The organism is Brevundimonas subvibrioides (assembly GCF_027271155.1).
Lineage (GTDB): Bacteria > Pseudomonadota > Alphaproteobacteria > Caulobacterales > Caulobacteraceae > Brevundimonas > Brevundimonas subvibrioides_D.
In genome coordinates this window covers 1,969,656-1,995,176 of sequence record NZ_CP114542.1, presented here as the reverse complement: position 1 = coordinate 1,995,176, position 25,521 = coordinate 1,969,656, and the positions used below count along the sequence as shown (strand labels likewise).

General features: G+C 66.6%; 24 protein-coding genes. 8 read left to right on the top strand and 16 right to left on the bottom strand.

What is annotated here, in order from left to right; genetic code table 11:
- Complete coding sequence (locus O3139_RS10090) at positions 1–663, top strand: DUF1499 domain-containing protein (protein WP_269513954.1); 663 nt, start codon at positions 1–3, stop codon at positions 661–663.
- On the opposite strand, the gene O3139_RS10085 is transcribed toward O3139_RS10090, so the two are convergent.
- Positions 648–1,565 carry an MBL fold metallo-hydrolase gene (locus O3139_RS10085; RefSeq protein WP_269513953.1) on the bottom strand — a complete coding sequence of 306 codons (918 nt, stop codon included), beginning with the start codon at positions 1,563–1,565 and terminating at the stop codon, positions 648–650. The two genes, O3139_RS10090 and O3139_RS10085, sit on opposite strands and share 16 nt — an antisense overlap.
- An 82-nt stretch (positions 1,566–1,647) precedes the next feature.
- Between O3139_RS10085 and O3139_RS10080 the strand changes: the two genes are divergently transcribed.
- Entirely contained in the window at positions 1,648–1,797 is a 150-nt protein-coding gene (locus O3139_RS10080) for a hypothetical protein (RefSeq protein WP_269513952.1), read from the top strand.
- Between the two features lie 131 nt (positions 1,798–1,928).
- Here O3139_RS10080 and O3139_RS10075 read toward each other — a convergent pair whose 3' ends face one another.
- Complete coding sequence (locus tag O3139_RS10075) at positions 1,929–2,336, bottom strand: TIGR01244 family sulfur transferase (RefSeq protein WP_269513951.1); 408 nt, start codon at positions 2,334–2,336, stop codon at positions 1,929–1,931.
- Between the two features lie 212 nt (positions 2,337–2,548).
- On the opposite strand from O3139_RS10075, the gene O3139_RS10070 reads away from it, so the two are divergent.
- Together O3139_RS10070 and O3139_RS10065 are read left to right on the top strand one after the other, a co-directional pair.
- Positions 2,549–5,611, top strand: a complete 3,063-nt coding sequence (locus O3139_RS10070; protein ID WP_269513950.1) for a TonB-dependent receptor — start codon at positions 2,549–2,551, stop codon at positions 5,609–5,611.
- 173 nt (positions 5,612–5,784) lie between these two features.
- Positions 5,785–6,363, top strand: coding sequence for a hypothetical protein (locus tag O3139_RS10065; RefSeq protein WP_269513949.1), 579 nt, complete (start codon positions 5,785–5,787; stop codon positions 6,361–6,363).
- A 174-nt stretch (positions 6,364–6,537) separates the two neighbouring features.
- On the opposite strand, the gene metH is transcribed toward O3139_RS10065, so the two are convergent.
- The 8 genes from metH to O3139_RS10025 form a co-directional block, all read right to left on the bottom strand.
- The gene (gene metH / locus O3139_RS10060) at positions 6,538–9,204 is read right to left on the bottom strand and encodes a methionine synthase (RefSeq protein WP_269513948.1); all 2,667 of its coding nucleotides are present in this window, start codon (positions 9,202–9,204) and stop codon (positions 6,538–6,540) included.
- Complete coding sequence (locus O3139_RS10055; RefSeq protein WP_269513947.1) at positions 9,204–9,650, bottom strand: PIN domain-containing protein; 447 nt, start codon at positions 9,648–9,650, stop codon at positions 9,204–9,206. The genes metH and O3139_RS10055 overlap by 1 nt, the downstream gene beginning before the upstream one ends.
- A complete protein-coding gene (locus tag O3139_RS10050; RefSeq protein WP_269513946.1) occupies positions 9,647–10,066 on the bottom strand; it encodes a hypothetical protein in 420 nt (139 codons plus the stop codon). Before O3139_RS10050 ends, O3139_RS10055 begins: the two co-directional genes overlap by 4 nt.
- 83 nt (positions 10,067–10,149) lie before the next feature.
- Positions 10,150–11,220, bottom strand: a complete 1,071-nt coding sequence (locus O3139_RS10045; RefSeq protein WP_269513945.1) for a homocysteine S-methyltransferase family protein — start codon at positions 11,218–11,220, stop codon at positions 10,150–10,152.
- Complete coding sequence (metF, locus tag O3139_RS10040) at positions 11,217–12,185, bottom strand: methylenetetrahydrofolate reductase [NAD(P)H] (protein WP_269513944.1); 969 nt, start codon at positions 12,183–12,185, stop codon at positions 11,217–11,219. The genes O3139_RS10045 and metF overlap by 4 nt, the downstream gene beginning before the upstream one ends.
- Positions 12,185–13,147: an ArsR/SmtB family transcription factor gene (locus O3139_RS10035; RefSeq protein WP_269513943.1), complete on the bottom strand. Its 963-nt coding sequence runs from the start codon at positions 13,145–13,147 to the stop codon at positions 12,185–12,187. The genes metF and O3139_RS10035 overlap by 1 nt, the downstream gene beginning before the upstream one ends.
- 64 nt (positions 13,148–13,211) lie before the next feature.
- Positions 13,212–14,027 (bottom strand): DUF6065 family protein, encoded by an 816-nt coding sequence (locus O3139_RS10030; RefSeq protein WP_269516466.1) that lies wholly within the window; start codon positions 14,025–14,027, stop codon positions 13,212–13,214.
- A gap of 122 nt (positions 14,028–14,149) precedes the next feature.
- Positions 14,150–15,085: a 2-hydroxyacid dehydrogenase gene (locus O3139_RS10025; protein ID WP_269513942.1), complete on the bottom strand. Its 936-nt coding sequence runs from the start codon at positions 15,083–15,085 to the stop codon at positions 14,150–14,152.
- 126 nt (positions 15,086–15,211) lie between these two features.
- Here O3139_RS10025 and O3139_RS10020 point away from each other — a divergent pair, with 126 nt between their 5' ends.
- The 4 genes from O3139_RS10020 to mdoH all read left to right on the top strand — a co-directional run bounded on the left by O3139_RS10020 (position 15,212) and on the right by mdoH (position 19,588).
- Complete coding sequence (locus O3139_RS10020; protein ID WP_269513941.1) at positions 15,212–15,637, top strand: protease inhibitor I42 family protein; 426 nt, start codon at positions 15,212–15,214, stop codon at positions 15,635–15,637.
- A 66-nt stretch (positions 15,638–15,703) separates the two neighbouring features.
- Positions 15,704–16,879 carry an acyltransferase family protein gene (locus O3139_RS10015; RefSeq protein ID WP_269513940.1) on the top strand — a complete coding sequence of 392 codons (1,176 nt, stop codon included), beginning with the start codon at positions 15,704–15,706 and terminating at the stop codon, positions 16,877–16,879.
- Positions 16,879–17,532: a DUF998 domain-containing protein gene (locus O3139_RS10010; RefSeq protein ID WP_269513938.1), complete on the top strand. Its 654-nt coding sequence runs from the start codon at positions 16,879–16,881 to the stop codon at positions 17,530–17,532. Before O3139_RS10015 ends, O3139_RS10010 begins: the two co-directional genes overlap by 1 nt.
- A 130-nt stretch (positions 17,533–17,662) precedes the next feature.
- On the top strand, positions 17,663–19,588 hold the full coding sequence (gene mdoH, locus O3139_RS10005) for a glucans biosynthesis glucosyltransferase MdoH (RefSeq protein WP_269513936.1): 1,926 nt from the start codon (positions 17,663–17,665) through the stop codon (positions 19,586–19,588).
- Positions 19,589–19,666: 78 nt separating this feature from the next.
- Here the strand turns inward: mdoH and ettA are convergent, their stop codons facing one another.
- The 6 genes from ettA to O3139_RS09975 form a co-directional block, all read right to left on the bottom strand.
- The gene (ettA, locus tag O3139_RS10000) at positions 19,667–21,334 is read right to left on the bottom strand and encodes an energy-dependent translational throttle protein EttA (protein ID WP_269513934.1); all 1,668 of its coding nucleotides are present in this window, start codon (positions 21,332–21,334) and stop codon (positions 19,667–19,669) included.
- 123 nt (positions 21,335–21,457) lie between these two features.
- Complete coding sequence (locus tag O3139_RS09995) at positions 21,458–22,099, bottom strand: DUF1109 domain-containing protein (RefSeq protein WP_269513933.1); 642 nt, start codon at positions 22,097–22,099, stop codon at positions 21,458–21,460.
- Positions 22,089–22,658 (bottom strand): sigma-70 family RNA polymerase sigma factor, encoded by a 570-nt coding sequence (locus O3139_RS09990; RefSeq protein ID WP_332108836.1) that lies wholly within the window; start codon positions 22,656–22,658, stop codon positions 22,089–22,091. The genes O3139_RS09995 and O3139_RS09990 overlap by 11 nt, the downstream gene beginning before the upstream one ends.
- Positions 22,659–22,698: 40 nt before the next feature.
- Complete coding sequence (locus O3139_RS09985; RefSeq protein ID WP_269513931.1) at positions 22,699–23,502, bottom strand: SDR family NAD(P)-dependent oxidoreductase; 804 nt, start codon at positions 23,500–23,502, stop codon at positions 22,699–22,701.
- Positions 23,495–24,106: a TIGR02466 family protein gene (locus O3139_RS09980; RefSeq protein WP_269513929.1), complete on the bottom strand. Its 612-nt coding sequence runs from the start codon at positions 24,104–24,106 to the stop codon at positions 23,495–23,497. Before O3139_RS09980 ends, O3139_RS09985 begins: the two co-directional genes overlap by 8 nt.
- Before the next feature lie 132 nt (positions 24,107–24,238).
- Positions 24,239–25,486: a metal-dependent hydrolase family protein gene (locus O3139_RS09975; RefSeq protein ID WP_269513927.1), complete on the bottom strand. Its 1,248-nt coding sequence runs from the start codon at positions 25,484–25,486 to the stop codon at positions 24,239–24,241.
- Positions 25,487–25,521 lie beyond the last annotated feature (35 nt).

Below are 25,521 nucleotides of genomic sequence, written 5' to 3'. Positions count from 1 at the left end.
ATGGCCGGACGAGGTCCGGTGCGCGGCCTGATGGCCGTCCGTGCCGCCGTCCTTGCCACTTTGGCCGGCCCCCTCGTGGTGCTGGTCGCGGTGCTGCTGGTGGCCAGCGGCTTGATCCCGGTGGACATCGGGCTCGACCTCCTGGCCTTGAAGGTCGGTCCAGGCCTGAGCGTGCTGGCGGTCGTCGTCGCTCTGATCGCGCTTCCGGCCGCGTTCCGGAGCTTCGCGCGTCTGGGCCTGATCGCCCTGGCGACGCTGGTCGTCGCCGTTGGTGGGGCGGGCGCGTTTCTCTGGCGGGTCCAGGCCATGGCGGCCGTCGGTCCGCTGGACGTCACGACCGATACCGCCGATCCGCCGCGTGTCGCAGGCACCGCGGGCCCCGGCACTGCCTGCCCCGGCGTGTCCGCGCCCATGACCCAGTCCGCGGAAGGCGCGGCCGGCTGGGCCATGCAACAGGCCGGGTTCCGTATCACCGACGCCAGCCTGTTCCAGATCAGGGGCGAGCGCACCGGGACCTTCTTCGGTCTGCGGCATGAGGCGGTCATCCGCATCCGTCCGGGCCGGACCGATGTCCGGGTCGTGGCCCGCTATGACCGCGCCGACGGCGGCGAGACCTGTCGGCTGGCGGGCGCACTGGTCGCCGCGCTTCAGGCCGGTCGATAGGTCGCCGCAAGCGTCGGTTCGCCGTCCGCGACGACGCGCCCGTCCCTCACCAGCTTGATCAGGTGCGCCCAGACCGACAGGCCGGCTGCGGCCCACAGGCGCTGGTCCACGGCGGCATACAGAACCGGCACCATTGCCGCGATGGTACGATCCCCGGCCACGAGGCGGCTCATGATCTGGGCCTCGCGATCGAGGCGATGCTGGCGATAGGCAGCGAGGAAGGGCGCGGGCTCGGTCACCGGCGCGCCGTGGGTGGGCCACAGGGTCGAGAAATCGGCCGCGATCACCAGCTCCAGGCTGCGCATGTAATCGCTCATGTCGCCGTCAGGCGGGGCGACCACGGTGGTGGACCAGCCCATGACGTGGTCGCCGCAGAACAGGGCGTTCTCGTCGTCCAGGGCGAAGGCCATGTGGTTGGACGCATGACCTGGCGTGAAAAGGGCGCGAAGGGTCCAGCCGTCGCCGACGATCGCCTCGCCTCCGGTCAGGACCGTATCGGGTGAAAACGCGGCGTCCTCCTCCTCGTCCAGGGGGCCCGACGCATGCGTGTCCTGCACGGGCGGGCGCGCCGCCAGAATCGGTGCCCCGACGCGTACGGCGAACGGACGGGCGAGGGGAGAGTGATCGCGGTGGGTGTGGGTCACCAGGATATGGCTGACCGTCCGGCCCGCGACGGCCTCTGTCAGGGCGTCCAGATGCGCATCATCGAGCGGGCCGGGATCGATGACCGCGACGGACGATCCGGGCCTGGAATGGCCGACGATATAGGTGCCTGTGCCGGTGAAGGTGAACGGGCCGGGGTTGTTGCAGATGACCCGCTGGATCAGGGGCGAGACCTGATCGGCGCGGCCATACCGGAAATCGAAGGCGCGGACGAAGGGAATGGCCTGGGGGACGGACATGACGCTGGTCTCGAAATGGTGCGGAGGAGGACGGCCCGATCCTTGCCTTAACAGACCGTAAACCTGTTCTGGAGCGCCTGTCTTGGCCCGTTCTATCGCACTGACTGTCTCAAATCGGCTCCAGCCCGTCGTCGCGGCGATGCTGTGCCTCATGGCGGCGCAACTGGTGCTTGCGTCGTGCGGCGATCCGGAGCCGATTCCCTACGCCGCCCGGGTGGCCGTCAGCCGCTAGGGCATGATCGTTTGAGGTGGACCCACGTCGTGGGTCCAGCGAAAGCGTGAATCATGCCCTCGCTCATCTCTGGAGCCTGATTCACGGCATCGGCGGAATCGCGAAGCGATTCCACCTCAGCCGATCAGGCTCTAGAGCGGCAACCGGCTGATGTCGTAGCCTGCTGCGGCGGCGGTTTCGCGCAACGTCTGCGCATCGGACCGATTCAGCGCCCGCATGGCCAACGCCCAGGCGAACGTCGACCGCGTGCCGGAGCGACAGAACATCAGGACCGGCGCGTCATCCTGCAGAACACCGGCTGTAACGGCGACAGCATCCTCTGCCGGCATTCCCACAACGGGGGCGTGGGTAAAGCCCATACCGACAGCCTGGGCCGCCACTGCCATCTCCGTCGCGGAGGGTTGACCGGGTTCCTCCCCATCCGGTCGGTGGCTGACGATCCGGCGGATGCCCTGGGCTGCGAGTGACGGCAGGTCTTCGAGGGCGATCTGGGGCGCGACCCAGATATTCGGGGACAGCGGTCGAGCGGTTAATGACATCGAAATCTCCTGCCTCGCGGGAAAGTCGCAACCGAATCACAAACGTGTCCTGAATGCGACACTCCTGCGGCCACTTCATTACGTTGATTTAATTACAGTGGCGTAACCCCGAGCGTGGTGTCTATCCATACCGTAATCTGCGCCGGAACTGACGCAAGATGACAACAAGGTGGCGCGGCGGAGGGCTGGGTCATCGTCTTAGGAGAACGATCTTGAAGCTCAAGACAATCCGCCAGCGGCTGCTGAATACCTCGATGATTGGAAGCGCCGCCTTGCTGGCGCTGACCGCCGTTCCGGTGATCGCGCTCGTTGCGCCGACCGAGGCCTTGGCGCAATCGCTGACCGGTTCGCTGCGCGTGACCGTGTCTGGTGACGGCGGCGCGCCGCTTTCGGGCGCGAACGTCACTGTCAGCTCGCCAGACAGCCTCGTGAGCCGTACCGGCGTCACCGATGCGGACGGCCGCGTTCGCCTCGCTGGTCTGGACCCCGCCACCAACTACACTGTGAACGTGACCGCCGCCGGTTATGACGCCTTCGGCGCGGACAACGTCGCCGTCGTGGCTGGTCGCGACCTCAGTGTTGGCTACGTCCTGGTTAGCGGTGCGGGACCCGCCTCCAACGTCGACGATATCGTTGTCACGGGGACTTCTCTGGCCGCCATCGACGTGACCTCCGCGCAGGTCAGCACCACGCTGACGCTGGGCGTCGTGGAAGCACTGCCTACCGCCCGTAGCTATCAAAGCTATCTGCAGCTGGTACCCGGCGTGAAGCCTTCTAACGGCGGCAACCCGTCTTCACGTTCGGGCGTTAACTACGCCGAGGCCGGTGGCGGCATCGGTACGTCTACGGACAACCTCTATTATCTCGACGGCGTCGATGTGACCGACCCGGTCACCGGCACCTTCGGCTCGAACTTCAACTCAGAGATCATCCAGGAACAGCAGGTCATCGTCGGCGGCGTACCTGCAGAATACGCTGGTGGTTCGGGTCTGGTCTCGCGCGTCATAACCAAGTCGGGCAGTAACGAGTGGCACGGTTCGCTGAACTACTATTTCCAGAACAGCGATCTGGTTGCCGAGGATCAACACATAACCTCGGGCGGGTTCGATACCTATGACTCCGCCTTCACGCTGGGCGGTCCGATTATCCGGGATCGCCTGTGGATCTACGGTTCGTACCAGAAGAAGAACCGGCAGGACGACGTCCTGGACGTCACGGCGAGCAGCCCGACCTTCGGTCAGATCCTCCGCAGCGTCGAAAGCGACCAGGACTACGGCTTCGCCAAGCTGACCTGGCAGGCGACCGACAATGACCGTCTGACACTGACCTATTTCGGCGATCCGACCACGATCAGCGGCCAGAACTCGTCGGCGATCATCAACCGTCGCGACTATTCGCGCGAACAGGGCGGCGACAACTACAAGGTTGACTACACCCGCACCTGGGGTGACCTGATCCTGAACGGCTACTACTTCAAGCATGAAGCCCAGATCGTCGACCAGGCCGTGGATCAATCCATCCGCGACAACGTTACCTATCGCAACTCGTTCGGGTCCAACATCATCCAACGCTCGCTCGGCGGTCGCGGAATCAACCTGGAAGAGACCCGCAACCGCGAGGAGTATGGCAGCAACTTCGAGTACTACCTTGACACCGGCTTCGGCTCGCACACGTTCAAGGGCGGCTTCTCGTTCGCAGACAACACGAACTTCCAGACCGACTCGGTTCCGGGCGGCGCGACCTACAACTCGCTGGCTTCGATCTATGCCGGTACGACCTTGGCGTCCTACGTCGGTTCGGGCTGGACGGCGCGCGCGATCACCACGCAGGATTACTCGACCTTCCTGCTGCCGGCGCTCAGCGGCAACGCCCGCGCCCGGTCGATCCTCGACACCAACGCCGACGGTCAGGTCTCGGCCACTGAAGCCGGAAACCTGGTGTTCGGCAGCACCGCGGGCAACCCGTACAACAACGTCAACGTCTATCGGACGGTTCGTGCGGCTGACGGCCCCTATACGCTGCGCCTAGAATACACCTCGCTGTACCTGCAGGATACCTGGACGCTGGATCAGCTGACCGTCAACGCCGGCGTTCGCGCCGAACGGACCGAGCATTTCGCATCCGACGACAGCAAGATCGCCTCGTTCGACTGGACCTACGCGCCGCGCCTGAGCGTCGTGTACGACCTGAACGGTGATGGCCGCAGCAAGGTCTTTGGTTTCGTTGGTCGCTATTATGACCCGATCCGCGCTGACATGACGGACTTCGCGGGGGCTCTGACGGGTCCGGTGAACAACGAGCAGATCTACGTCAGTAATGGCGCGGGCGGCGAGTGGGTCACCTTCCGGACGCGGGGACCGGGCGACGCCCAGATCTCGCCCGCGACCAAGACGCCCTATACGGACGAGTTCATGATCGGTGGGTCGACTACCATCGGGTCCGACATCGGCATCGCGGCTTCCGTTACGCACCGCGTGACCAAGGACATCATGGAAGACTTCGACCTGACGCTGTATTCGGATCCGACCTGCACGCAGGCGACCTGCGGCGTGAACGGTGCGGCCTTCCCAGGATCAGCCTTCTACCTGCCGTATTCCTACTTCGGCTACGACGCGAACCCCGGCACCAACTATGTCATCGGCACTCTGCCGGGTGGCAAGCGCGAATACACCGGCTTCGAGCTGACAGTGACGAAGTTCAAGACCGACAACTGGTTCGGTCAGGCATCCTACACCTATAACAAGGCCGAAGGTAACGCGAACTCGGACGGAAACGCAGACTTCGTCGGCGACTGGCTCGCGCTCGATCCGCGCGCTCCGAACGTCTACGGCCCGCAGGCCGGCAACATTCCGCATCAGTTCAAGGCCTACGGCGGCTACGAGTTCGATTTCGGTTTGGAAGTCTCCAGCGTGTTCAACTGGAACAGCGGCGCACTCTACACGCCAGGTTCGGCCATCTCTGGCCGCATCATTCCGGACATGCAGGATCCGTTCGTGTTCAACGGCGTCACCGACAGCTACCTCGTCGAAGGCATCACCGGCAGCGAGCAAGGCCCCAGCTACTACACTTGGGACCTGCGCTTTAAGTACGTCGCCGATGCGCCCTACGTGGCCGGCGAGCTGGAGTTCTTCCTCGACGTCTTCAACGTCATGAACCACCAGACGGCGACGAATGTCGTCAACAATCGCGCCGGTAGCGGCCAGTTCGGCTACCAGCAGCCCAATCAGTGGGTTGCACCGCGTCGCGCCTACCTGGGCGTTCGCTACTCGTTCTAACCTCAGAACGACTGTCGACCTGGAAATGCCGGTGCGAAAGCGCCGGCATTTCTGTATCCGGCGTTTTGGCTTTAGGATCACGTCTCGGGGAGGGGCCTTCAGATTAGCCCTGCCGTATAGAAACCATGCCGCGCCTTCAGGCGAGGGTCAGACAGCTATCGGACGATCTCTTCATGCGCCTTCGCCTCACCGCTGCTTTCGCCTCCCTCGCGCTGGCCGCCTTCGGCGAATCTGCGCTGGCCCAGTCACAGGACGGACCGATCGTTACGGCCGCTTCGGAAACCGAGTCGGTCGCCGCCCGTAACGCCCGTGAGGCCATCGCCTATGCCACGCCGCTGCCACGTGGCGCGCCGGAGCAGGACTATCCGCTGGTGGCCTGGTGCGCGGCCCTGGTCGAGGGGCACATCGCGCTCGGACAGACCCTGACCACGGCGGACGATCTGGATCGCGAGATCATGCGGCTGGGGGGGCTGGAAGCGACGGATTTCCGGGAAGCCCTGCGCGTCGGGGCCGCGCGCCAGACGCCTGCCACGCGTGCCGCCGCCGAAACGGCCGCCGCCGAGGCCGCCGCGAAATGGACGCCTTTGATGGCGCAGACGGACGAACGCGTGCGCAGCGAAGCCTTCGGCCTGTTCTTCGGCCTGCCGGGCCGGTGCGAGCACGCCGCGCGCCGCGTCCGCGAGAACATCACCACCCCGCCGGAAACGCTGGATGACGCCGGTCTGGACGAGACCGGTCAGCCGAAGACGTAATCGACGCCTTCTCCCCTTGCGGGAGAAGGCGGCAGCCGAAGGCTGACGGATGAGGGGTACGGCGATGCAAATGACATGAGGCGAGCAGACGCCGATCAGTAAGGCCGGGAGTCACCCCTCATCCGACCTCGCTGACGCTCGGTCCCCTTTTCCCGCAAGGGGAGAAGGGGACCGCTAAGCGGCCGCGACGCGCTCCACGGCACCCGGCTCGTAGTTGAGGATCGGGGCCAGCCAGCGTTCGGCAGTCTCGACATCCCAGCCCTTGCGCGCGGCATAGTCCTCGACCTGATCGCGATCGATCTTGCCGACGCCGAAATAGTGGCTGCCGGGATGGCCGAAATACAGGCCCGAGACCGAGGCGGGCGGGGTCATGGCGAAGGATTCCGTCAGCGCCATGCCCGCATTCGCTTCCGCCTGCAGCAATCGGAAAAGCGTGGCTTTCTCCGTGTGATCGGGCTGGGCGGGATAGCCGGGTGCAGGGCGGATGCCCTGGTATTGCTCGGCGATCAGGTCGTCGATGCCGGTCGCCTCATCCGGCGCATAGCCCCACAGCCGGGTCCTCACTTCCTTGTGCAGCCGTTCGGCGAAGGCCTCGGCCAGACGGTCGGCGAGGGCCGCAGCCATGATGGCGGAATAGTCGTCGCCCGCCTCCTTGAACCGCTTCGATGCTTCCAGTTCGCCGTGGCCGGTCGTGACGGCGAAGGCTCCGATATAGTCCTGCCCGGCCTCGGCCACGAAATCCGAAAGGGCCAGATTGGGCTTTCCGTTCGACTTCCGGATCTGCTGGCGCAGGGTGTGGAAGCGGGCGATCTCCTTGCTGCGGGTCTCATCGGCATAGACGGCCACGTCGTCGCCGATGGCATTGGCGGGCCAGAAGCCGACGACGCCGCGGGCCGTGAACCACTTCTCCTCGACGATCCGCTTCAGCATGACCCTGGCGTCGGCGAACAGGTCCGTCGCGGCCTGTCCGACGATCTCGTCCTCGAGGATCTGCGGATAGCGGCCGATCAGTTCCCAGCTGGCGAAGAAGGGCGTCCAGTCGATGTGATCGGCGAGGTCCTGCAGGTCCCAGCTGTCGAAGGCGCGGACGCCGATGAAGGAGGGCGCGCCGGGCACGGGATCGGCCGGGTCGGGCCGGAAGCGGTTCTCGCGGGCCTGGGGCAGGGTGGCGCGCGCCTTGACCTCCTGGCCGCGGGCATACTGCTCGCGGATCCGGATGTATTCGTCGCGCGTGGCCGCCTCGTTCTTCGCCCGTTCGGTTTTCGAGAGCAGGCCCGAGACCACGCCGACGGCGCGACTGGCGTCCACGACATAGGTGGTCGATCCGGCGGTATAGCCGGGCTCGATCTTCACGGCCGTATGGGTCCGACTTGTCGTGGCCCCGCCGATCAGCAGGGGGATGTCGAAGCCGCGCCGCTGCATTTCGCGGGCGACGAAGACCATCTCGTCCAGGCTCGGCGTGATCAGGCCCGACAGGCCGATGATGTCGACCTTGTGCTCGATGGCGGCGTCCAGGATCCGGTCGGCCGGAACCATGACGCCCAGGTCGATGACCTCGTAGTTGTTACACTGCAGGACCACGCCGACGATGTTCTTGCCGATGTCGTGGACGTCGCCCTTGACCGTGGCCATCAGGATGCGGCCGGCCTGCTCGCGCGGTTTTCCGGCCTTTTCGGCCTCCATGAAGGGTTCCAGCCAGGCCACGGCCTGTTTCATCACGCGGGCGGACTTGACCACCTGCGGCAGGAACATCTTGCCCGAGCCGAACAGGTCGCCGACCACATTCATCCCGTCCATCAACGGACCCTCGATGACGTGCAGCGGCCGGTCGAACGACAGGCGGGCCTCCTCGGTGTCGGCGTCAATGAACTCGGTGATGCCGTTGACCAGGGCGTGTTCGATCCGCTTGCCGACCGGGGCCTCGCGCCATGTCAGGTCGACGACCCGGGCCACCCCCTTGTCGCCCTTGTAGTTGGGGGCGATGTCGACCAGCCGCTCGGTGTTGCTGACGTTGGTCCGCTGCGGCCGGTTCAGGATCACATCCTCGACGGCCTCCCGCAGGACCGGGTCCAGGGTGTCATAGACGGGCAGGTCGCCGGCATTGACGATGCCCATGTCCATGCCCGCCTGGATGGCGTGGTACAGGAAGACGCTGTGGATCGTCCGGCGCACCGGCTCGTTGCCGCGAAAGCTGAACGAGACGTTCGAGACCCCGCCCGAGACCCGCGCATAAGGCAAAGTGGCCTTGATGACCCGCGTCGCCTCGATGAAGTCGACGGCATAGTTGTCGTGTTCCTCGATCCCCGTCGCCACGGCGAAGATATTGGGGTCGAAGATGATGTCCTCGGGCGGGAAGCCGACCTCGTCCACGAGGATGCGATAGGCGCGGGTGCAGATCTCGATCTTTCGCGCGGCGGTGTCGGCCTGCCCCACCTCGTCGAAGGCCATGACGACGACAGCGGCCCCATAGCGCAGGCATTTGACCGCCTGTTCGCGGAACTCGGCCTCGCCCGCCTTCATCGAGATGGAATTGACGATCGGCTTGCCCTGAACGCATTTCAGACCCGCCTCGATCACCTCCCATTTGGAGGAGTCGATCATCACCGGCACGCGGGCGATGTCGGGCTCGGCCGCGATCAGATTGAGGAAGGTGATCATGGCCTGCTTCGAATCCAGCAGACCCTCGTCCATGTTGATGTCGATGATGGACGCACCGGCCTCGACCTGCTGGCGGGCGACGGTCAGGGCGGCGGGATAGTCGCCCTCGACGATCAGCTTCCTGAATTTGGCCGAGCCCGTGACATTGGTCCGCTCGCCGACGTTGATGAAGGTGGGGCGCACTAGAACTCCAGAACCTGTCTCGCTCGCGGACTCAGACCCTGCTCGCCGAACGGATTGATGATGAGGACGCCGCTGATCTCGGCCCCGTCGGACAGATCCTCGGTCAGAAGCGTGTCCACGCCCGCCTGACGCGCTGAGGCCAGCAGAAGGGCGTCCCAGTACTGAAGCGTCGCAGCGCCTGCCTGCTCAAGGGCCCAGACCGCGGCCTGACGGGTGGGGGGGAAGACCGAAAATGCCCCGATCAGACGCCGCCCGGCCTGCGCGGCCTCTGAAGGTGTCTTACCCATCTTGCGGCGCAGGACGTTGTTCAGTTCACCGACGACCTGAAGGCCAACGATTCCCTGTTTCGCCGCCAGGGCTGCCACCGTAGCTCTCGCGACAGCCTGCTTTTGCGGACTGTCTTCGTCATACAGGTAGGCGAAGACGTTGGTGTCGGCGGAAATCATAGGTCGTACAATTCGTCGCGGGTCCAACGTTCGCCGCGGGAGTGCCCGCCGCCCGCCGTCAACAGGGCCTGCAAGGCCTCGGCCCGAACCTTCGGGTCGGGATCGGCGGGGTAGATCAGCGGCGCGTCAGCGACCTCATCGCCGGGAAGTTCGATCACAACGGTTTCCCCCCGACGTGACGCATACAACTCCTTCCAGAAGGTCTGCATTCGCCCGACGGGACGCAGGCCGGACGTAGGGCGCCCGTCCACCCCGTCGGCCATCTTGCGCCACAGGCCACGGACGCCATCGACGACGAGTTCCAGGTCTTCGCCGCCCTTCAGGGACTGAAGACGCGCGGTGACCCTGCGGTCGCCATGGACGTGTTTGGTCCAGACGACGACGTCTTTTACAGCGGTTTCGGCTTGAGCGCCCATGCCAAATCTCCCTGTCAGCAGCAGAGGAGAATCTAGGGGGTCTATGGGGGGTGTCAATGGGCCCGAGGTGGGGGTATATGGGGTCACGCCACCAGCTCGAACGGTTCGAGCCCCGACAGCCGCATGGCCACCGGCCGCTCCGGGATCTCCCGCGTCGGCAGTTTCGACACCGCCTCGGCCGTGTGCCGGATATGCTCCGGCGTCGTGCCGCAGCAGCCGCCGACGATGTTGACCAGGCCCGAGGCCGCCCATTCCTCGATGAAATGGGCGGTCTGATGCGGTTCCTCATCATACTGGCCCATGGCGTTGGGCAGGCCCGCGTTGGGATAGGCGGCGACCAGGGTGTCGGCCACCCGGCTCAGCTCGGCGATGAACGGCCGCATCAGGTCGGCTCCCAGGGCGCAGTTGAAACCGACGGCGAAGGGCCTGGCGTGGCGCACGCTGTTCCAGAAGGCCTCGGCGGTCTGGCCCGACAGGGTGCGTCCGGACCGATCGGTGATGGTGCCGCTGATCCAGATGGGCAGGGGCTCCATCCCCTCGTCTTCAAGGTCCTTGATGGCCTTGATCGCGGCCTTGCAGTTCAGCGTGTCGGTGATGGTCTCGATCAGATAAAGGTCGACCCCGCCCTCGTTCAGCGCCTTCACCTGATGGCGATAGGCCTCATAGACCTGGTCGAAAGTCACCAGCCGCGCGCCGGGATCGTTCACGTCCGACGACATCGACAGCATCTTGTTCAGCGGCCCGATCGAGCCGGCGGCGAAACGCGGCTTGTGCGGTTCCTTACCCGTCCAGCGGTCGGCCGAGGCGCGGGCCAGCTTCGCGCCTTCCAGATTGATGTCCCAGACCGCATCGGCGTCGAGGTGATAGTCGTCCTGGGCGATGACGGTGGCCGAGAAGGTGTTGGTCTCGCTGATGTCCGCGCCGGCGGCGAAATACTGGTCGTGCAGGTCGGCGATGACATCCGGGCGGGTGATGCACAGGATGTCGTTGTTGCCCTTCATCTGGCCGTTGTGGCTGGCGAAACGGTCGCCGCGGAAATCCTGTTCGGACAGTTCGGCGCGCTGGATCATCACGCCCCATGATCCGTCGAGGACCAGGATGCGTGCCTTGGCGGCGGCGTGGAGGGCAGCGATGCGTTCGGCGCGGGCGGTCATGTCGCGGCCTTCTGTTCCCGAACGCCCAGCACGCGGCAGATCGCATAGACCAGGTCGGCGCGGTTCAGGGTGTAGAAGTGGAAGTCCGAAAATCCCTCCTCCTGCAGCCGGGCGCAGGTCTCGGCGGCGACGGAGGCCGCAAGGAGTTTTCGCGTCTCGGGATCGTCGTCCAGACCTTCGAAATGGGCTGCGAGCCAGGCCGGGATGGCCGCGCCGCATGACGCGCTCATCCGCTGCAATCCTGCGAAGTTCGACACGGGCATGATCCCGGGGAGCAGCGGAATGGTCACACCCGCAGCGCGGATTCGGTCCCGGAACCGCAGGAAGGCGTCGATGTCGAAGAAGAACTGGCTCAGCGCGCGCGTGGCCCCCGCGTCGATCTTGGCCTTCAGCACATCGATGTCGTGCTCGATCGACGGGCTTTCGGGGTGTTTCTCCGGATAGACGCCGATCGAGGTCTGGAACCCGCCGACGCGCTGGATCGCGCGGGCCAGTTCGGTGGCGTTGGCATAGCCGTCGGCGCGGGGCTGATAGACGCCCCCGATGCCGGACCCGCCGCTGACCGCCGATCCGGGTGGATCGCCGCGCAGGGCCACGATGTGGTCGACGCCGATGGCCCTGTAGTCCTGGATGACCTGATCGACCTCCTCGCGGCTGGCCTCGACACAGGTCAGGTGGGCGGCCGGTTTCAGGGTCGTCTCGGTCAGCATCCGCTGGACGGTGCGGTGGGTGCGCTCGCGCGTCGAGCCGCCCGCACCATAGGTTACGGACACGAATTCGGGGTTCAGCGGCTCCAGACGGCGAACGGCCTTCCACAGGGTGGCTTCGGCTTCGTCGGACTTGGGCGGGAAGAACTCGAACGAAACCCGGACCGGATTGCCGTTGTTCCCGGCGCGCGCGACCGGCCCCAGCGGCGACAGTAGCAGGGCGCGGGCGTCCGCGAGTGATGTGGCAGTGGCGGCCATCAGGCAACGCTCCTCTTGGCTGCGGCCGGGCGTGTCGCGGTCCAGATGGTGACGGTCAGGCCTGCGGTATCGGGCGGCAGGGCGATGGAGGCGGAGGCGTCGAGACCGGCGTCTGCCAGCCAGCGGCCGATCTCCTCGTCGGCAAATCCGAGCCGGCGATGCTGATGTTCGTCGCGCAGTTGCTCGAGGTCGTGGGGGGCGAAATCAACGATCAGAAGTTTTCCACCGGGACTGACCAGTCGGGCGGCCTCGGCGACGGCGGCCGCCGGATCGACCAGATAGTGCAGCACCTGATGGACCAGCACGAGGTCGGCGGACTGGCCGGGCAGACGGGTGGCGAAGATGTCGCCGTGGCGCAGTTCGACTCTGTCCAGGCCCGCCTTGACCACATTGGCGCGGGCGATGTTGAGCATGTTCTGGCTCAGATCCAGGCCGATCGACATGCGCGCCCTGGAGCCAAGCAGGGTTAGCATGCGGCCCGACCCGGTGCCCAGGTCGACGACGCGGTCGAACGGGCCGGGCCCGGCCGCGCGGGCGATGGCATTCTCGACCGCCGATTCGGACACATACAGGGACCGGATGCGGTCCCAGCTGGGGGCCACAGTCTCGAAATAGGCGGCGGCGGCGGTCGCGCGTTCATCGCGGACGGCGTTCAGGCGGGCGTGATCCGCCTCGCCCTCGGCATCGTCCAGCAGGTCCAGCACCGTATCGATCAGGCGCCGGGCGTCCACGTCGTGCGAGACTCGATAGAAGACCCTCGCGCCATCGGGAAACCGCTCGATCAGGCCCGCGTCCGTCATCAGTTTCAGGTGGCGGGAAACCCGGGGCTGGCTCTGGTCCAGAACCCGGCTGAGCTCCATCACCGACAGCTCCTCTCCCGCCAGCAACGACAGGATGCGCAGCCGCGTCGGCTCGCCGGCAGCGCGCAGGGCTTCGATTGTATGTTCGGCCGTCAGGGACATGGGAAAATCATATAAGGATATCCTTATATGATTGGAAGCCCGAAAAGGTGGCGTTGTGCCGGGGTTATCGGGGTTTCGGAACGGCGGACCAGGTTCTGAACCCGATGTGGGCCTTTGCCGGAGGGGCGGGCTCCGCCGGCGGATGGTCGGGCAGGGGGGACAGGCGGCGCTTGTTCACATGCGCGGCCGGGGCCTGGGCGATCTGGTCAGGGAACTCGCCGCGGAAGTAAAACCGCTGCCAGGCCTGTTTGATCGTCTCCGGGTCGCCGTTGGCCATGCGCGTGTTGAAGTCGGTCCGGACCTCCATCCACTTGCGATACTGCAGCGCCAGGTCGCCGTCCTCGTCCATCGAGGCGCGGATGGGTCGAAAGGCCTCTATCCTGCGGTGTTCGACCGGTTGAATGAAGCAGAAGGGTTCGTCCTTCTCGAACCGCACGATCCCCGGCGCCGTGAAGCGCCAGTTCATCGTGAAGGGGTAGGGCAGCCAGTCCGTCTCGGTCAGTCCCTCCAGCGCGCCGATCCCGTGCTTGAACCGGTTGGGCACGCCGGAGGCCCGCAATGCCCAGCCGGGCGGCGTGCGGAACAGCCAGCCGGTGTGGAAGGTCACCACGCCTTCGGTGAAGTGCGAGGCGGCGAAATGGTCGAAGAACGCGGCACCGGCATCCGGCCGGAAACGGATCGAATCGGCCCCCATCCGGCCGTCCCACTCGGCCTCGAAACCGAACGGACACAGCAATTCCCACCCGGTGGTGTTGGCCATGGTCAGCGGCAGGCAGCGATACGGGTGGCGACCGGCGAAGTCGTCCATCCAGTCGCGTTCGGGCCGACCGGGCACCAGACGCGGCGGGTCGCGACGCATGGGAAAGCACTCCAGCGTCAGATCCGGTTGTGATCCGGCGTCCGGTGCGGTCTGGCGCGTGATGTCGTCGGTCTGGTCGGTCAAGAGCGGGCTCCGATGAGGCCTCTATCCTCGCGCGTTCGATCAACCTTCCGCAACAGGCGTCAGACTGTCGGGACGACCGGCGTGATCAGGGGTTCGTCCGCTACCGCTGCGGCCAGGTTGCGCATCAACAGGCCCAGCATGCCCTGCACCGCCTCGGTCGTGGCCCCGGCCGTGTGCGGCGTCAGGACGGTGTTGGGCACGTCGGCCCAGCGCGCCGCATCGACAGGCTCGGTCTCGAAGACGTCCAGCGCCGCCTGACCCAGGGTGCCGGACCGCAGGGCCGCGATCAGGGCCTCCTCGTCCACGATCTGTCCCCGTGCGACGTTGACCAGAAGCCCGTTCGGGCCAAGCGCCCTGAGCACCTCGGCCGAGATCAGGCCCCGGTTCGTCTCGTCAGCCCGGCAGGCGACGACCAGTATGTCGCTGTTTCGCGCGAGTTCCAGCAGACTGGCGTTGCGGGGCCAGGGCGAGGGTTTGTCGCGTGGCCCCCACCAGGCGACCTCGCAGCCCATCACCTGCACCCGGCGTGCGACGGCGTCGCCGATCAGGCCCAGGCCGACAATTCCGACCCGCTGACCCTTCATGGACGGTGTCATCAGCCGGCTTTCCATTCGCCAGTTGCCGTCCCTCAGTGTGCGGTCGCCCGCGAGGATCTTTCGGCGGGCCGCCAGAATCAGTCCCAGCGCATGATCGGCCACGTCCTCGTGATTGACGGCGGGCGCATGGGTGACCGGCAGGCCTCGCGCGGCGCACCAGTCCAGATCGATGCCGTCATAGCCCGACGTGAAGCAGGCGATGAGCTTCAGGTTCGGCAGACGCTCCAGCACGGCCGTATCCAGCGGCGCTTCGCCGATCACGACGACGGCCTGGATGTCAGCCTGGGCCTCGACCGGCGGGCCTTCCCAGAGCCGAAACACGCGATAGGCGGTTTCCAGAAATGGTGTCAGCAGACCCAGGGCGGGCTGCATGATCAGGACGGCGGGACGATGCGGCATGGCTGTGCTTCTAGACTTGACGCTGTTCAGGAACCAGTCGGCGGTCAGGAAAAAGAGGGTCGCCGAACACCGTGCAAGGCGTCTAGGCTGGATCAGGACGGCGGTTCGCCCGCCCAGGGAGCTCTCATGAAAGTCATCACCGCATCGTTCCTCGCCGTCGCGCTTCTGACCGGGTGCAGCGCCACCGCCCGTGGATTGGAAGGAGGGACCGGAGCGATGCCCGTGAACGGCGATGTCGAAGGGGTGAAGGGCGGGGAGACCCGGTTGCGCGTCGGACAGACGATGGCGGTGGCGCTCGATAGCAACAGCACCACCGGATACCAGTGGCAGGTGTCCGATGTCGAAAGCGGCATCCTGACGCCCGGCACCCCCTTCGGTGAGGAGATCGTCGAGCCGCACGCCCCCGGGATGGTCGGCGTGGGCGGCACGACGCACTGGCGCTTTTTCGCAGCGCGCCCCGGCACCGCGACCCTGACCTTCACCTATCGACGCGCCTGGGAACAGGGGACGCCGCCCGCCCGGACGGAGACCTATCGCGTCGTCGTCCGGTGAAACCGCCGCGGCAATCCGTGGCCGGGCGGCGTGGACAGGGCGGGGCCGGTCGATCATAGACGCGGAGTGACTCCTGCCGCCGCACCCGTCCGTCGCCTCGATCTGGACTGGATCCGGGTGTCCGCTTTCGGGCTGCTGATCCTGTATCACGTCGGCCTCGCCTATGCGCCCTATGACTGGCACGTCCACAGCCGTCACACCTTCGAATGGATGCGCGAGGGCGTGCTGGTCACCAATCCGTGGCGACTGACGCTGTTGTTTCTGGTTTCGGGGGCTGCGCTTCGGTTCATGACCGCGCGCCGGAGCGCCGGACAGGTGGCCCGGGCCCGGGCCGAGCGTCTGATCCCGCCCCTTTTGTTCGGGACCCTGGTCCTGGTGCCGATCCAGTCGTGGATCGAGGCCTTGGACAAGGGCGGCTGGTCCGGCAATTTCGCCGCCTGGTGGTGGCACGAGTTCAGCCTGTCGGGCCTCGGCGACGGCGTTCCTGTCAACCATCTGTGGTTCATCGTCTATATCGCGGTCTACAGCGGGGTCGTGGTGCTGATGATGATGCGCCCGATGCTGCTGGCGCGGGCCGAAGCGGTGCTGGCGCAGGCTTTGGCTGGCTGGCGGGTGGTTGTCGTGCCGATGGCCTATCTGGTCTTCATCCGCCTGGCGGTGTTTCCGCTGATCGGCGTGACCAACACCCTGACCCATGACTGGTACAATCATGCCCTGTCCCTGGGCGCCTTCCTGTTCGGCTTTCTGGTCGTGCGGCAGGAGTCCGTGTGGCGCGATCTGGAGCGATATCGCTGGCTCGGCCTGGGCATCGCCGGCCTGGCCCTGCCCGTCATGATGCTGCAGACCGCGCATCCGGGGGGAGGGGCCTTCTGGGGCGTGCCGCGAAACCTGGTTTTCGCGATCGACCAGTGGGCCGTGATCTGCACCATCCTGGGGTTCGGCAGCCTGTACCTGCGCCAGCGCGACAGCCGCGTGTTGCGGTATCTCAGCGACGCGGTCTTCACCTGCTATCTGGCCCACCAGACGATCCTGGTGGTGGGACTGTGGTTCATCGGCCCCCTGGGTTGGGCCGCGCCCCTGGAGGCCGGCGTTCTGACCGTCATCACGATCGGCGGCAGTCTGGCGATCTACGAGATCGTGCGCCGGATTCCGCTGATCCGCCCGATCTGGGGGCTCAAGCCATCCACGGCTGCGCGGCCGGTCGCTGCGGCCGTGATTGCGGTCCGACCGGACAAGGCGTGATGACCCTCGCGGCCATCGACCGGCGCAAGGTCGCGCGGACGCTGCTGTCCGTCGGGGTGGCCGCACCGCTCGTGGCGCTCCTGGCCGTGCTTGTCGCCGCCGCCTGCTACGCCGACTTCGATCATGCCCGTCAGTATCTCAGCGAACTGGGCGGCGCGACGGCGACCTATCCGGTGATCTTCAACGCCGGGGTCCTGTTCGCCGGGGTCATGACGGGGTTCGCGGGTGGGGGCTTCGGGCTGGCCGTCGTGATCCTGACCCGCTCGGTCGTATCGGCGGTCCTGATCGGTCTGCTGTTCGTGCTGGCGGGGATCGGCCTCGTGATTTCCAGCCTGTACGCATGGCCGGACCCGCGACACATGGCCATCAACCTGGGTCTGGGGATCCAGCTGGCGCCGGTGTTCCTGCTGTTTGCCTTGCGGAACGCAGCAGGGTTCCTTCGTCTCAAACAGTTCCTGCTCGCCGCCTTCCTCGCCATGGTCGTGCTGACGGTCATGACCAAACACATGATCTTTCCCGGAACAGTCAACGATTTCAACGTCGGCTACTGGGAACGGGCCTTTGCCATCGTGCTGGTCGGGTGGGTTGGCGTGGCGGCCTGGCTTCTCGGCAGAGCCCTGGATTCCGACACCGCATCGATCGACGACGCCTGATCGCCCAAGAAAAATCACGCGATCACCATTCCGTGATTGAAAATCGCGCAAGAGTGATTGAAAGTGCCCGCGATGTTGCATCGCAACAACCGCGTCCGGTTGGTGCCTTGCGACCCGAAAGGGAGCTTCCATGAGCGGCCAAGGCTCGACGGCACGTGTCTATCAGTCCGATGACCAGGTCGAGATCTTTTCGGCCTTCACCGGTGTCAGCGGCTGGCTGCCTGAGCAGGCCCCGCTTGCGATGCCGCGCCAGACGTTCGACGACGCCGACCGTCAGGTGACCGCTCGCCTAGAGACGCGTCCGGACGGGCTGCTGACCCGTCGGTTCATCGTCTTCGGGGCCACGGTCGTCGTGGCTCTGCTGGCCCTGATCGCGCCCGTGATCTTGTGCGCGCGCGAAGGGTTTCAGCCGCTCGAGATCCTGGCCCTGGCCATCTTCGCCGTCCTGATCCTGGCCATCGCCTGCTGGTTCTGCAGCACCTTCGCGGGCCTCGTGGTCATGCTGACGGGCCGCGAGCAGGACGACATGGATTTCGCGCCCTATCCGCCGCTGCCGACGCGCCGGACGGCCTTGCTGATGCCGCTCTACAACGAGGACGCCCGCGCGGCCCTGGCCCGCCTCGGCGCGCTCGATGCCTCCCTGGCCCGCCTGGGGGCTTCGGACGCCTTCGACCTGTTCGTGCTCAGCGATTCGACAAGGGACGAGGCCGCCATTGCCGAACTGTCAGCCTGCATGGCCCTGCGCGCTCACGCCGGCAGCCAGCTCTACTATCGCCGCCGGACCGAGAACATCGAACGCAAGGCCGGCAACATCGCCGACTGGACCCGCACCTTCGGCGGTGCCTACGACTTCATGATCGTGCTGGATGCCGACTCGACCATGGCCGGCGAGACCGTGCTGCGTCTGGTCGACGCCATGGAGCGCAACCCCGGCGTCGGCCTGATCCAGACCGCCCCGACCATCATCAAGGCCCAGACCCTGTTCGCGCGCGTGTCCCAGTTCGGCGTGCGCCTGTACGGCCGCGTCGCGGCTGCCGGCCTCGCCTGGTGGGCGGGTTCGGAGGCCAGCTACTGGGGCCACAACGCCATCCTGCGCACCCGCGCCTTCGCCGACTGCGCCGGCCTGCCCGAGCTTGAGGGCCGCAAGCCCTTCGGTGGCCACATCATGAGCCACGACGTCGTCGAGGCCGCCCTGCTGCGCCGCGCGGGCTGGGCCGTTCACGTCACGGCCGCTCTGGACGGCAGCTGCGAAGAGACGCCGCCGACCCTGACCGACTTCATCCGCCGTGATCACCGCTGGTGCCAGGGCAATCTGCAGCATCTGGCCCTGATCGGTGCCCCGGGTCTGAACCCCATCAGCCGCTTGCAACTGGCCATGGGCTGCATGGCCTATCTGTCGTCGCCGCTGTGGCTGGCCTCGCTGATCGTCGGCATGGCCATGCAGCTGCAGGGTCCGGTCGACTGGACGTCGTTCTTCTACATCCTGAACCCCCAGTTCTCGCCCTTCATGCTGGCTTCACTGCTGGGTGGCGTGATGCTGATGGGGCCCAAGCTGATGGGCTTTATTCTGGTCCTGACCCGTCCCGGCGAGCGCAAGGCCTTCGGCGGCACCCGTCAGATCCTCAAGGGCATGGCGCTGGAGATCGCCCTGTCGGCCGCCCTGGCCCCCATCCTGATGGTTGCCAACACCATCGCCGTCATCAAGATCGTCAGCGGCCATGACGCCGGCTGGTCGGCCCAGCAACGCAGCGCCGATGGCCTGGCCTGGAAGGATGCCTTCACCGCCATGCGCTGGCAGATGGTCACGGGCGTGATGTTCGCGGCCGGCCTGTTCATCCGTCCCGACCTGGCGACCTGGTTCGCCCCGATCGTCCTGCCGCTGCTGTTCGCCGCCCCGATCGCCGTCTTCACCTCGCGCCGCGCCGTGGGCGAGGCCTTCGGCCGCAAGGGCTGGATGGTCACCCCGGACGAGGACGCGGTCGCGGTGTCGCCTGCCGTGCTGTTCCCGGCGACGCGCCCGGTGGCCGAGATCGAACCGGCTCGCGCCTTCGGCTGATCCCGGCGTTCTGACGCGAAAAAGAAAAGGGGACCGGGCCGCAGCCCGGTCCCCTTTTTTGTTTTCAGGTCCGGAGCCTTACCGCCCGAACTTCTGGAACTTGATCCGATGCGGGATCAGGGCGTCGGTGCCGAGGCGGCGCTTCTTGTCCTCTTCATAGGCTTCGAAATTGCCCTCGAACCATTCGACGTGGCTGTCGCCCTCGAAGGCCAGGATGTGGGTGGCCAGACGGTCGAGGAACCAGCGGTCGTGGGAGATGACCACGGCGCAGCCGGCGAACTCCTCCAGCGCCTCTTCCAGGTTCTGAAGGGTCTCGATGTCCAGGTCGTTGGTCGGTTCGTCGAGCAGGATCAGATTGCCGCCGGTCGCCAGGGTCTTGGCCAGGTGGACGCGGTTGCGCTCACCGCCCGACAGCTGACCGACCTTCTTCTGCTGGTCGCCGCCCTTGAAGTTGAAGCTGCCGACATAGGCGCGGGTGTTGATCTCGCGCTTGCCGACCATCATCACATCGGTGCCGCCACTGATCTCTTCCCAGATGGTCTTATTCGGGTCCAGCGCGTCGCGCGACTGGTCGACATAGGCCAGCTTGACCGTCTCCCCCACCTTGATGCTCCCGCCGTCCGGCGTTTCCTGGCCGGTGATCAGCTTGAACATGGTCGATTTGCCGGCGCCGTTCGGGCCGATGACGCCGACGATGCCGTTGGGCGGCAGCTTGAAGGTCAGGTTGTCGAACAGCAGCTTGTCGCCATACGACTTCTGCAGCCCCTCGACCTCCAGCACGACATTGCCCAGACGCGGTCCGGGCGGGATCTGGATGTGGGCGTGGGTCTGGGCCCCGCGCAGGCTCTCCTGCTCGGTCACCATCCGCTCATAGGCCGCCAGACGCGCCTTGGACTTGGCCTGACGGGCCTTGGCACCGGAGCGCACCCATTCCAGTTCGCGGGTCAGGGCGCGCTGACGGGCCTCGGATTCCGATTGCTCCTGGACGACGCGCTTCTGCTTCTGCTCCAGCCAGCCGGAGTAGTTGCCCTCGTAGGGAATGCCCTTTCCGCGATCGAGCTCCAGCGTCCACTTGGTCACCAGGTCCAGGAAATAGCGGTCGTGGGTCACCAGGATGACGCAGCCCGGGAAGGCCTCCAGGTGGTGCTGCAGCCAGGCGACGCTCTCGGCGTCGAGGTGGTTGGTCGGTTCGTCCAGCAGCAGCATGTCGGGCTTGGACAGCAGCAGGCGCGCCAGGGCGACGCGGCGCTTTTCGCCGCCGGACAGGTTGGTCACCGCCCAGTCATCGGGCGGGCAGCGCAGGGCGTCCATGGCCATCTCGATGCGGCTGTCGATGTCCCAGACGTCGCCGGCGTCGATCTTCTCCTGGAGCGAGGTCATCTCCTCCATCAGTTCGTCGGAGTAGTTTTCGGCCATCTCCATGGCGATGGCGTTGAAGCGATTGACCCACTGCTTCTCCTCGCACCAGGCCTCGACGTTCTCGCGGACATTCAGGGCCTCGTCCAGGTGGGGTTCCTGTTCCAGATAGCCGCGTTTGACGCCGTCGGCGGCCTTGGCCTCGCCGCTGAACTCCGGGTCGATGCCGGCCATGATCTTCAGCAGGGTCGATTTGCCCGAGCCATTGACCCCGACGACGCCGATCTTGGCGTCGTTGTAGAAGCTCAGCCAGATGTTCTCGAAGATCTTCTTGCCGCCGGGAAAGGTCTTGGTCAGACCCTGCATCTGGAAAATGTATTGCTGCGCCATGAGGTGCGGTGCGCCCTGTCGTCAAAATCGGATGGGAGGTAGGGGCGCGATGTAGCGACCCGCGCGCCGGGTGGCAAATGACCTGGGCCATCGGCACGGCGGATTGAAGGCGGATCAGGCGATCTACCAGCGAAACACGAACCGTCCCGCGATGGCTCCGATGCCCGTCGCCAGCCCCATGCCCAGCGAATACCAGACGGCGACGAACGGCGCCGTGTGTTCGGGGCAGTGCAGTCCGTACAGGGTCGTGGCCAGCCCGGCCGTCAGGAGCCCGGCGGCCGCCCCCGCCAGAGCGGGGCGCGTCGGCGCGAAGGCGCGGGCGGTCCAGAAGACGAACGGGGCCGCCAGGGCGCTGAGCAGCAGGATGTTGGGCGCGCAGACCCGGGCGCTGTCGCCCATCAGGGCGGGCATCCGTTCCGGCATCGGCATGGTGACCAGCTCGAAGATCGCGAGCGCCGCGACGGCCGCCAGCAGGGCGGCCAGAACCATCAGCGGCGCTTTCGCGCTCGCACCGGGACGGCCAAGACGCGCCAGCAGCCAGAAGGCGGCGAAAGCCAGGCCGCCCGTATAGGCCGCCTTGGCCCAGAAGGTCGGGCCGATCATGGCGGTGGCCAGATCGCTGCGGAACCCGAGCCAAAGCCCGACGCCGGCCAGCACCGCGAGGCCGGCGGGGATCAGCCGCAGCAGCAGGCGGCGCTCGATCTCGCGGCGGCCGGACGGCGGCAGGTCGACGGCCAGGGCGTCGATCAGGTCTTCAGTCTTCATGGTCGCCTCCGTCGGGGGACGCGGGCGCAAAGCGGGCGTTCAGGGATTTCAGGCTGCGGTGGATACTGACCTTGGCCGCGGTCAGGGTGTAGCCGTGATTGGCGGCGGCCTCGGCGACGGTCAGGCCCTTCAGGCGGACGTCCTCGATCAGGCGGCGCTGGCGGGCGGGCAGCAGGGACAGGCAGCGCGACAGGTCGGCCCGGGTCGCGCCGTCCTCCACCGTATGGTCGGCGAACAGCTCCGACGCCTCGTCCAGCGGATGCGTCGGGCGGCGGCCGCGTCGGCGCAGATGGTCGATCAGCTTGTGCCGCGCGATCGCATAGGCCCATCCGCTGAAGGGCTGGTTGCGGTCCCAGGTCGTCCGCTTGGCATGGATGGCGATCAGGGTTTCCTGCACCAGGTCCTCGGCATCCGCCCCCCCGTCGAACAGCCGACGGGCGAAGAAGGGCCGCAGATGCGCGCCCAGATCGGTCAGCAGCACGCGCCACGCGCTCGCGTCGCCATCGAGGCCACGCAGCATGAGGGACTGAAGATGCGCTTCGCGGTCGGTCACGGTCACCGGGAGGTTCGTGCGGGACGCGGGGAAGGTTACACCGGCCTCAGAGCATGTAACCCCCGTCCACGACAAGCGCAGAACCGGTCATGGAGCGGGCGGCGGGCGACAGCAGGAAGGCGATCTGGCCTGCGATCTCGTCGGGTTTGGCATAGTGACCCAGCGGTGTGGCGAAACTGGCCATCCTGTCGAAGGCGGCCTGTTCCGATCCGGTTTCCGCGACCAGGTCGCTGAAGGCCGGAACACTCTGCCAGATCGGCGTTTCGACCCCGCCGGGCAGGATTGCATTGACCCGGATGCCCCGCATCGCGCCCTCCCTTGCAGCCACGCGGGCCAGTTGAAGTCCGGCGGCCTTGGATGCGCCATAGGCGGCCGTGCCCGGCTGTGCCTTGACGGCAGAGGCGGAGGACACCACCACCACCGACCCTCCATCCCGCAAGAGGCGCAGGGCCGTTCGCAGCGTCAGGAACGTGCCGTCCAGGTTCACGGACAGGACCGATCGCCAGGCCTCAAGCGAAAGCTCGGCGATGGACCCTGCGTCGGAAACACCCGCATTGGCCACAACGCTGTCCAGTCCGCCCCACTGGTGCCTGACGGTATGTTCTATGCCATCCCAGCCGTCTTCGCTGAGAATGTCCTGATGGCACAGATGGAGGGCGATCCCCGAGGCCTGCTCCAGCTCGTCACCAAGGGCATGAAGCGCCTCGCCGTTCCGGTCGACCAGCACCAGTGCCGAGGCGCCATCTGCGGCCAGACGTCTGGCCGTCGCCGCACCGATGCCGGACGCGGCCCCGGTGACGAGGCAGACGCCGGGAAAGGTTGCGCGTGCGGCGGGTTCGGCGTCAGGCATAGTTGAAACTGATGGAGATTCGGTCGGACCTGGCCGCGTTCATCGGCACCTCGTGCCGCAGCCAGCTTTCCCACATCAGCACGGTGCCGGCCCGGGGAGCCAGATAGACGAACGGCTGCTCGGACTGCGGCGCATCGGGATCGACGCCGGGGCGGGCCATCATCATCGGCAGGCGGGGATCCTCCAGCTTCAGGGCCGAGGCGCCGTCGGGGACCTCGACATAGACGGTGCCGGACAGGAAGGCGTGCGGATGGATATGGCCGGAATGGCCCCCACCGGGCTTCAGGATATTGACCCACATGGTGTCGAGCCGGGGCTTCCTGGCCAGGTCGAAATTCAGAGCACGGGCATAGGCCAGGGCGTGGCGGTCCAGATGCTTCTTCAGCTCGGCGAACTCGGGCAGGCGCTGGGGCAGGTCGTTCAATGAGCCGTAGGAGGTATAGCCGCGATAGCCGTGCGCCTTGCACCAGGCCCGGCCGGCCCCGTCCTCGATGGCCAGCATGCGGCAGGCGTCGGAAAGGCCGGCGTTGAAGGATTCGAACCCCGGTGTGGCGGCCAGGGTGGCCTCATAGACCTGGGTGACGAAGAGGGGGCGCAGGGACATGGACGTCTCTTAGCCTCTCCCTCCCCCTCGGGGGAGGGCAGATCGCACAGCGAGCGGGTGGGGCGGGCAGGGCGATCTATCCTGCGTTCCGGCCGTGTCCCCCGTGCCGTGCCCGGGCGGGGAGGGACAGGATCAGGGCTCGACGATCTCACCGTCCTTGATCACCAGCCGGACCCTGCGAACGGCAGCGATCCGGGTGGTCGGGTCCCCCTCGACGGCCACGAGGTCCGCCAGCAGACCGGGCCGGATCGCTCCGCGATCGGTCAGGTCGAAGATCGCGGCATTGCCCGAGGTTGCGGCGATCAGAACCTCGGCGGCGGGCATCCCGGCGGCCACCATGAGTTCCATCTCGAGTGCATTGTCGCCATGGGCATAGACCCCGACGTCACCCCCCATGCAGATCGCGACCCCGGCGGCGCGGGCGGCTGCGAAGGCTTCCCGCTTGGTCAGGACGTTCTGCGGCGCGGGCTCGGCCCCGTCCCAGCCGCGATAGCGGGTGATCGATTCGGTCGCCGCCAGGGTGGGGCACAGGGCCGTGCCGTGCCGGGCCATTAGGCGGAAAATCTCCGGTGTTCCTGCATCGCCGTGTTCGAGGGTGTCGGCACCGGCGAGGATCGCGCGACGCATGCCCTCGGCTGTTCCGGCATGGACCGCGACCTGACGGCCTGCGGAATGGGCGGCCTCGACCGCCTCGGTCAGTTCGGCTTGCGAGAAGGTCGGGCGGCTGGGTTCGCCGGGACCCCAGCGATAGTCGGCATACAGTTTGATCAGGTCGGCTCCGGCCCCGATCTGGCTGCGGACCACGCGGACCAGGTCCGTGCCGTCGGCCTCCTCGGCCCCCAGCGGCACCTCGACGCCGGGCTCGAATCCCTTTGGCCCGTAGGCCCCGGTGGCAACGATCGCCCGGGTGGCGACCAGCATGCGCGGCCCCGGCACGATGCCTTCATTGATCGCGCGGCGCAGTCCGACATCGGCATAGCCCGCGCCCTCGGTGCCCAGGTCGCGCACGGTGGTGAAGCCGGCCATCAGGGTGGCGCGTGCATGATTCACGGCCCGCGCGGTCCGCAGGGCAAGCGGCTCGTGCAGCACCTGATCGTCCCACGGCGTCTCGTTGTACGGGTGCAGGAACAGGTGCGAATGACCCTCGATCATCCCCGGCATCAGGGTCTGGCCCGGCAGGTCGATGACGCGAGCGTCGGCAGGGACCGCGACGTCCGGGCCGGCGGCCTCGATCCGGTTCCCGCGCAGCAGGACAGTCCACCCCGCATGAGGGCGGGGATCGACGCCGTCGAAGACCCGGTCGGGGCGCAGCAGCAACGCCTCCTGTGCCTGTGCGGGCAGGGCGAACAGAAGGGCGGCGAGGAAAAGGATCAGGCGCATGGGTGATTGATGCGCGGCCGGGCGCGGCCTGGCAA

Bases quoted from the DNA above. Each gene is read 5' to 3' on its own strand.
- O3139_RS10090 (WP_269513954.1), top strand. From the start codon at position 1: ATGGCCGGACGAGGTCCGGTGCGCGGCCTGATGGCCGTCCGTGCCGCC.
- O3139_RS10085 (WP_269513953.1), bottom strand. From the start codon at position 1,565: ATGTCCGTCCCCCAGGCCATTCCCTTCGTCCGCGCCTTCGATTTCCGG.
- O3139_RS10075 (WP_269513951.1), bottom strand. From the start codon at position 2,336: ATGTCATTAACCGCTCGACCGCTGTCCCCGAATATCTGGGTCGCGCCC.
- O3139_RS10065 (WP_269513949.1), top strand. From the start codon at position 5,785: ATGCGCCTTCGCCTCACCGCTGCTTTCGCCTCCCTCGCGCTGGCCGCC.
- O3139_RS10055 (WP_269513947.1), bottom strand. From the start codon at position 9,650: ATGATTTCCGCCGACACCAACGTCTTCGCCTACCTGTATGACGAAGAC.
- O3139_RS10050 (WP_269513946.1), bottom strand. From the start codon at position 10,066: ATGGGCGCTCAAGCCGAAACCGCTGTAAAAGACGTCGTCGTCTGGACC.
- O3139_RS10045 (WP_269513945.1), bottom strand. From the start codon at position 11,220: ATGACCGCCCGCGCCGAACGCATCGCTGCCCTCCACGCCGCCGCCAAG.
- metF (WP_269513944.1), bottom strand. From the start codon at position 12,185: ATGGCCGCCACTGCCACATCACTCGCGGACGCCCGCGCCCTGCTACTG.
- O3139_RS10035 (WP_269513943.1), bottom strand. From the start codon at position 13,147: ATGTCCCTGACGGCCGAACATACAATCGAAGCCCTGCGCGCTGCCGGC.
- O3139_RS10025 (WP_269513942.1), bottom strand. From the start codon at position 15,085: ATGCCGCATCGTCCCGCCGTCCTGATCATGCAGCCCGCCCTGGGTCTG.
- O3139_RS10020 (WP_269513941.1), top strand. From the start codon at position 15,212: ATGAAAGTCATCACCGCATCGTTCCTCGCCGTCGCGCTTCTGACCGGG.
- O3139_RS10010 (WP_269513938.1), top strand. From the start codon at position 16,879: ATGACCCTCGCGGCCATCGACCGGCGCAAGGTCGCGCGGACGCTGCTG.
- mdoH (WP_269513936.1), top strand. From the start codon at position 17,663: ATGAGCGGCCAAGGCTCGACGGCACGTGTCTATCAGTCCGATGACCAG.
- ettA (WP_269513934.1), bottom strand. From the start codon at position 21,334: ATGGCGCAGCAATACATTTTCCAGATGCAGGGTCTGACCAAGACCTTT.
- O3139_RS09995 (WP_269513933.1), bottom strand. From the start codon at position 22,099: ATGAAGACTGAAGACCTGATCGACGCCCTGGCCGTCGACCTGCCGCCG.
- O3139_RS09985 (WP_269513931.1), bottom strand. From the start codon at position 23,502: ATGCCTGACGCCGAACCCGCCGCACGCGCAACCTTTCCCGGCGTCTGC.
- O3139_RS09980 (WP_269513929.1), bottom strand. From the start codon at position 24,106: ATGTCCCTGCGCCCCCTCTTCGTCACCCAGGTCTATGAGGCCACCCTG.
- O3139_RS09975 (WP_269513927.1), bottom strand. From the start codon at position 25,486: ATGCGCCTGATCCTTTTCCTCGCCGCCCTTCTGTTCGCCCTGCCCGCA.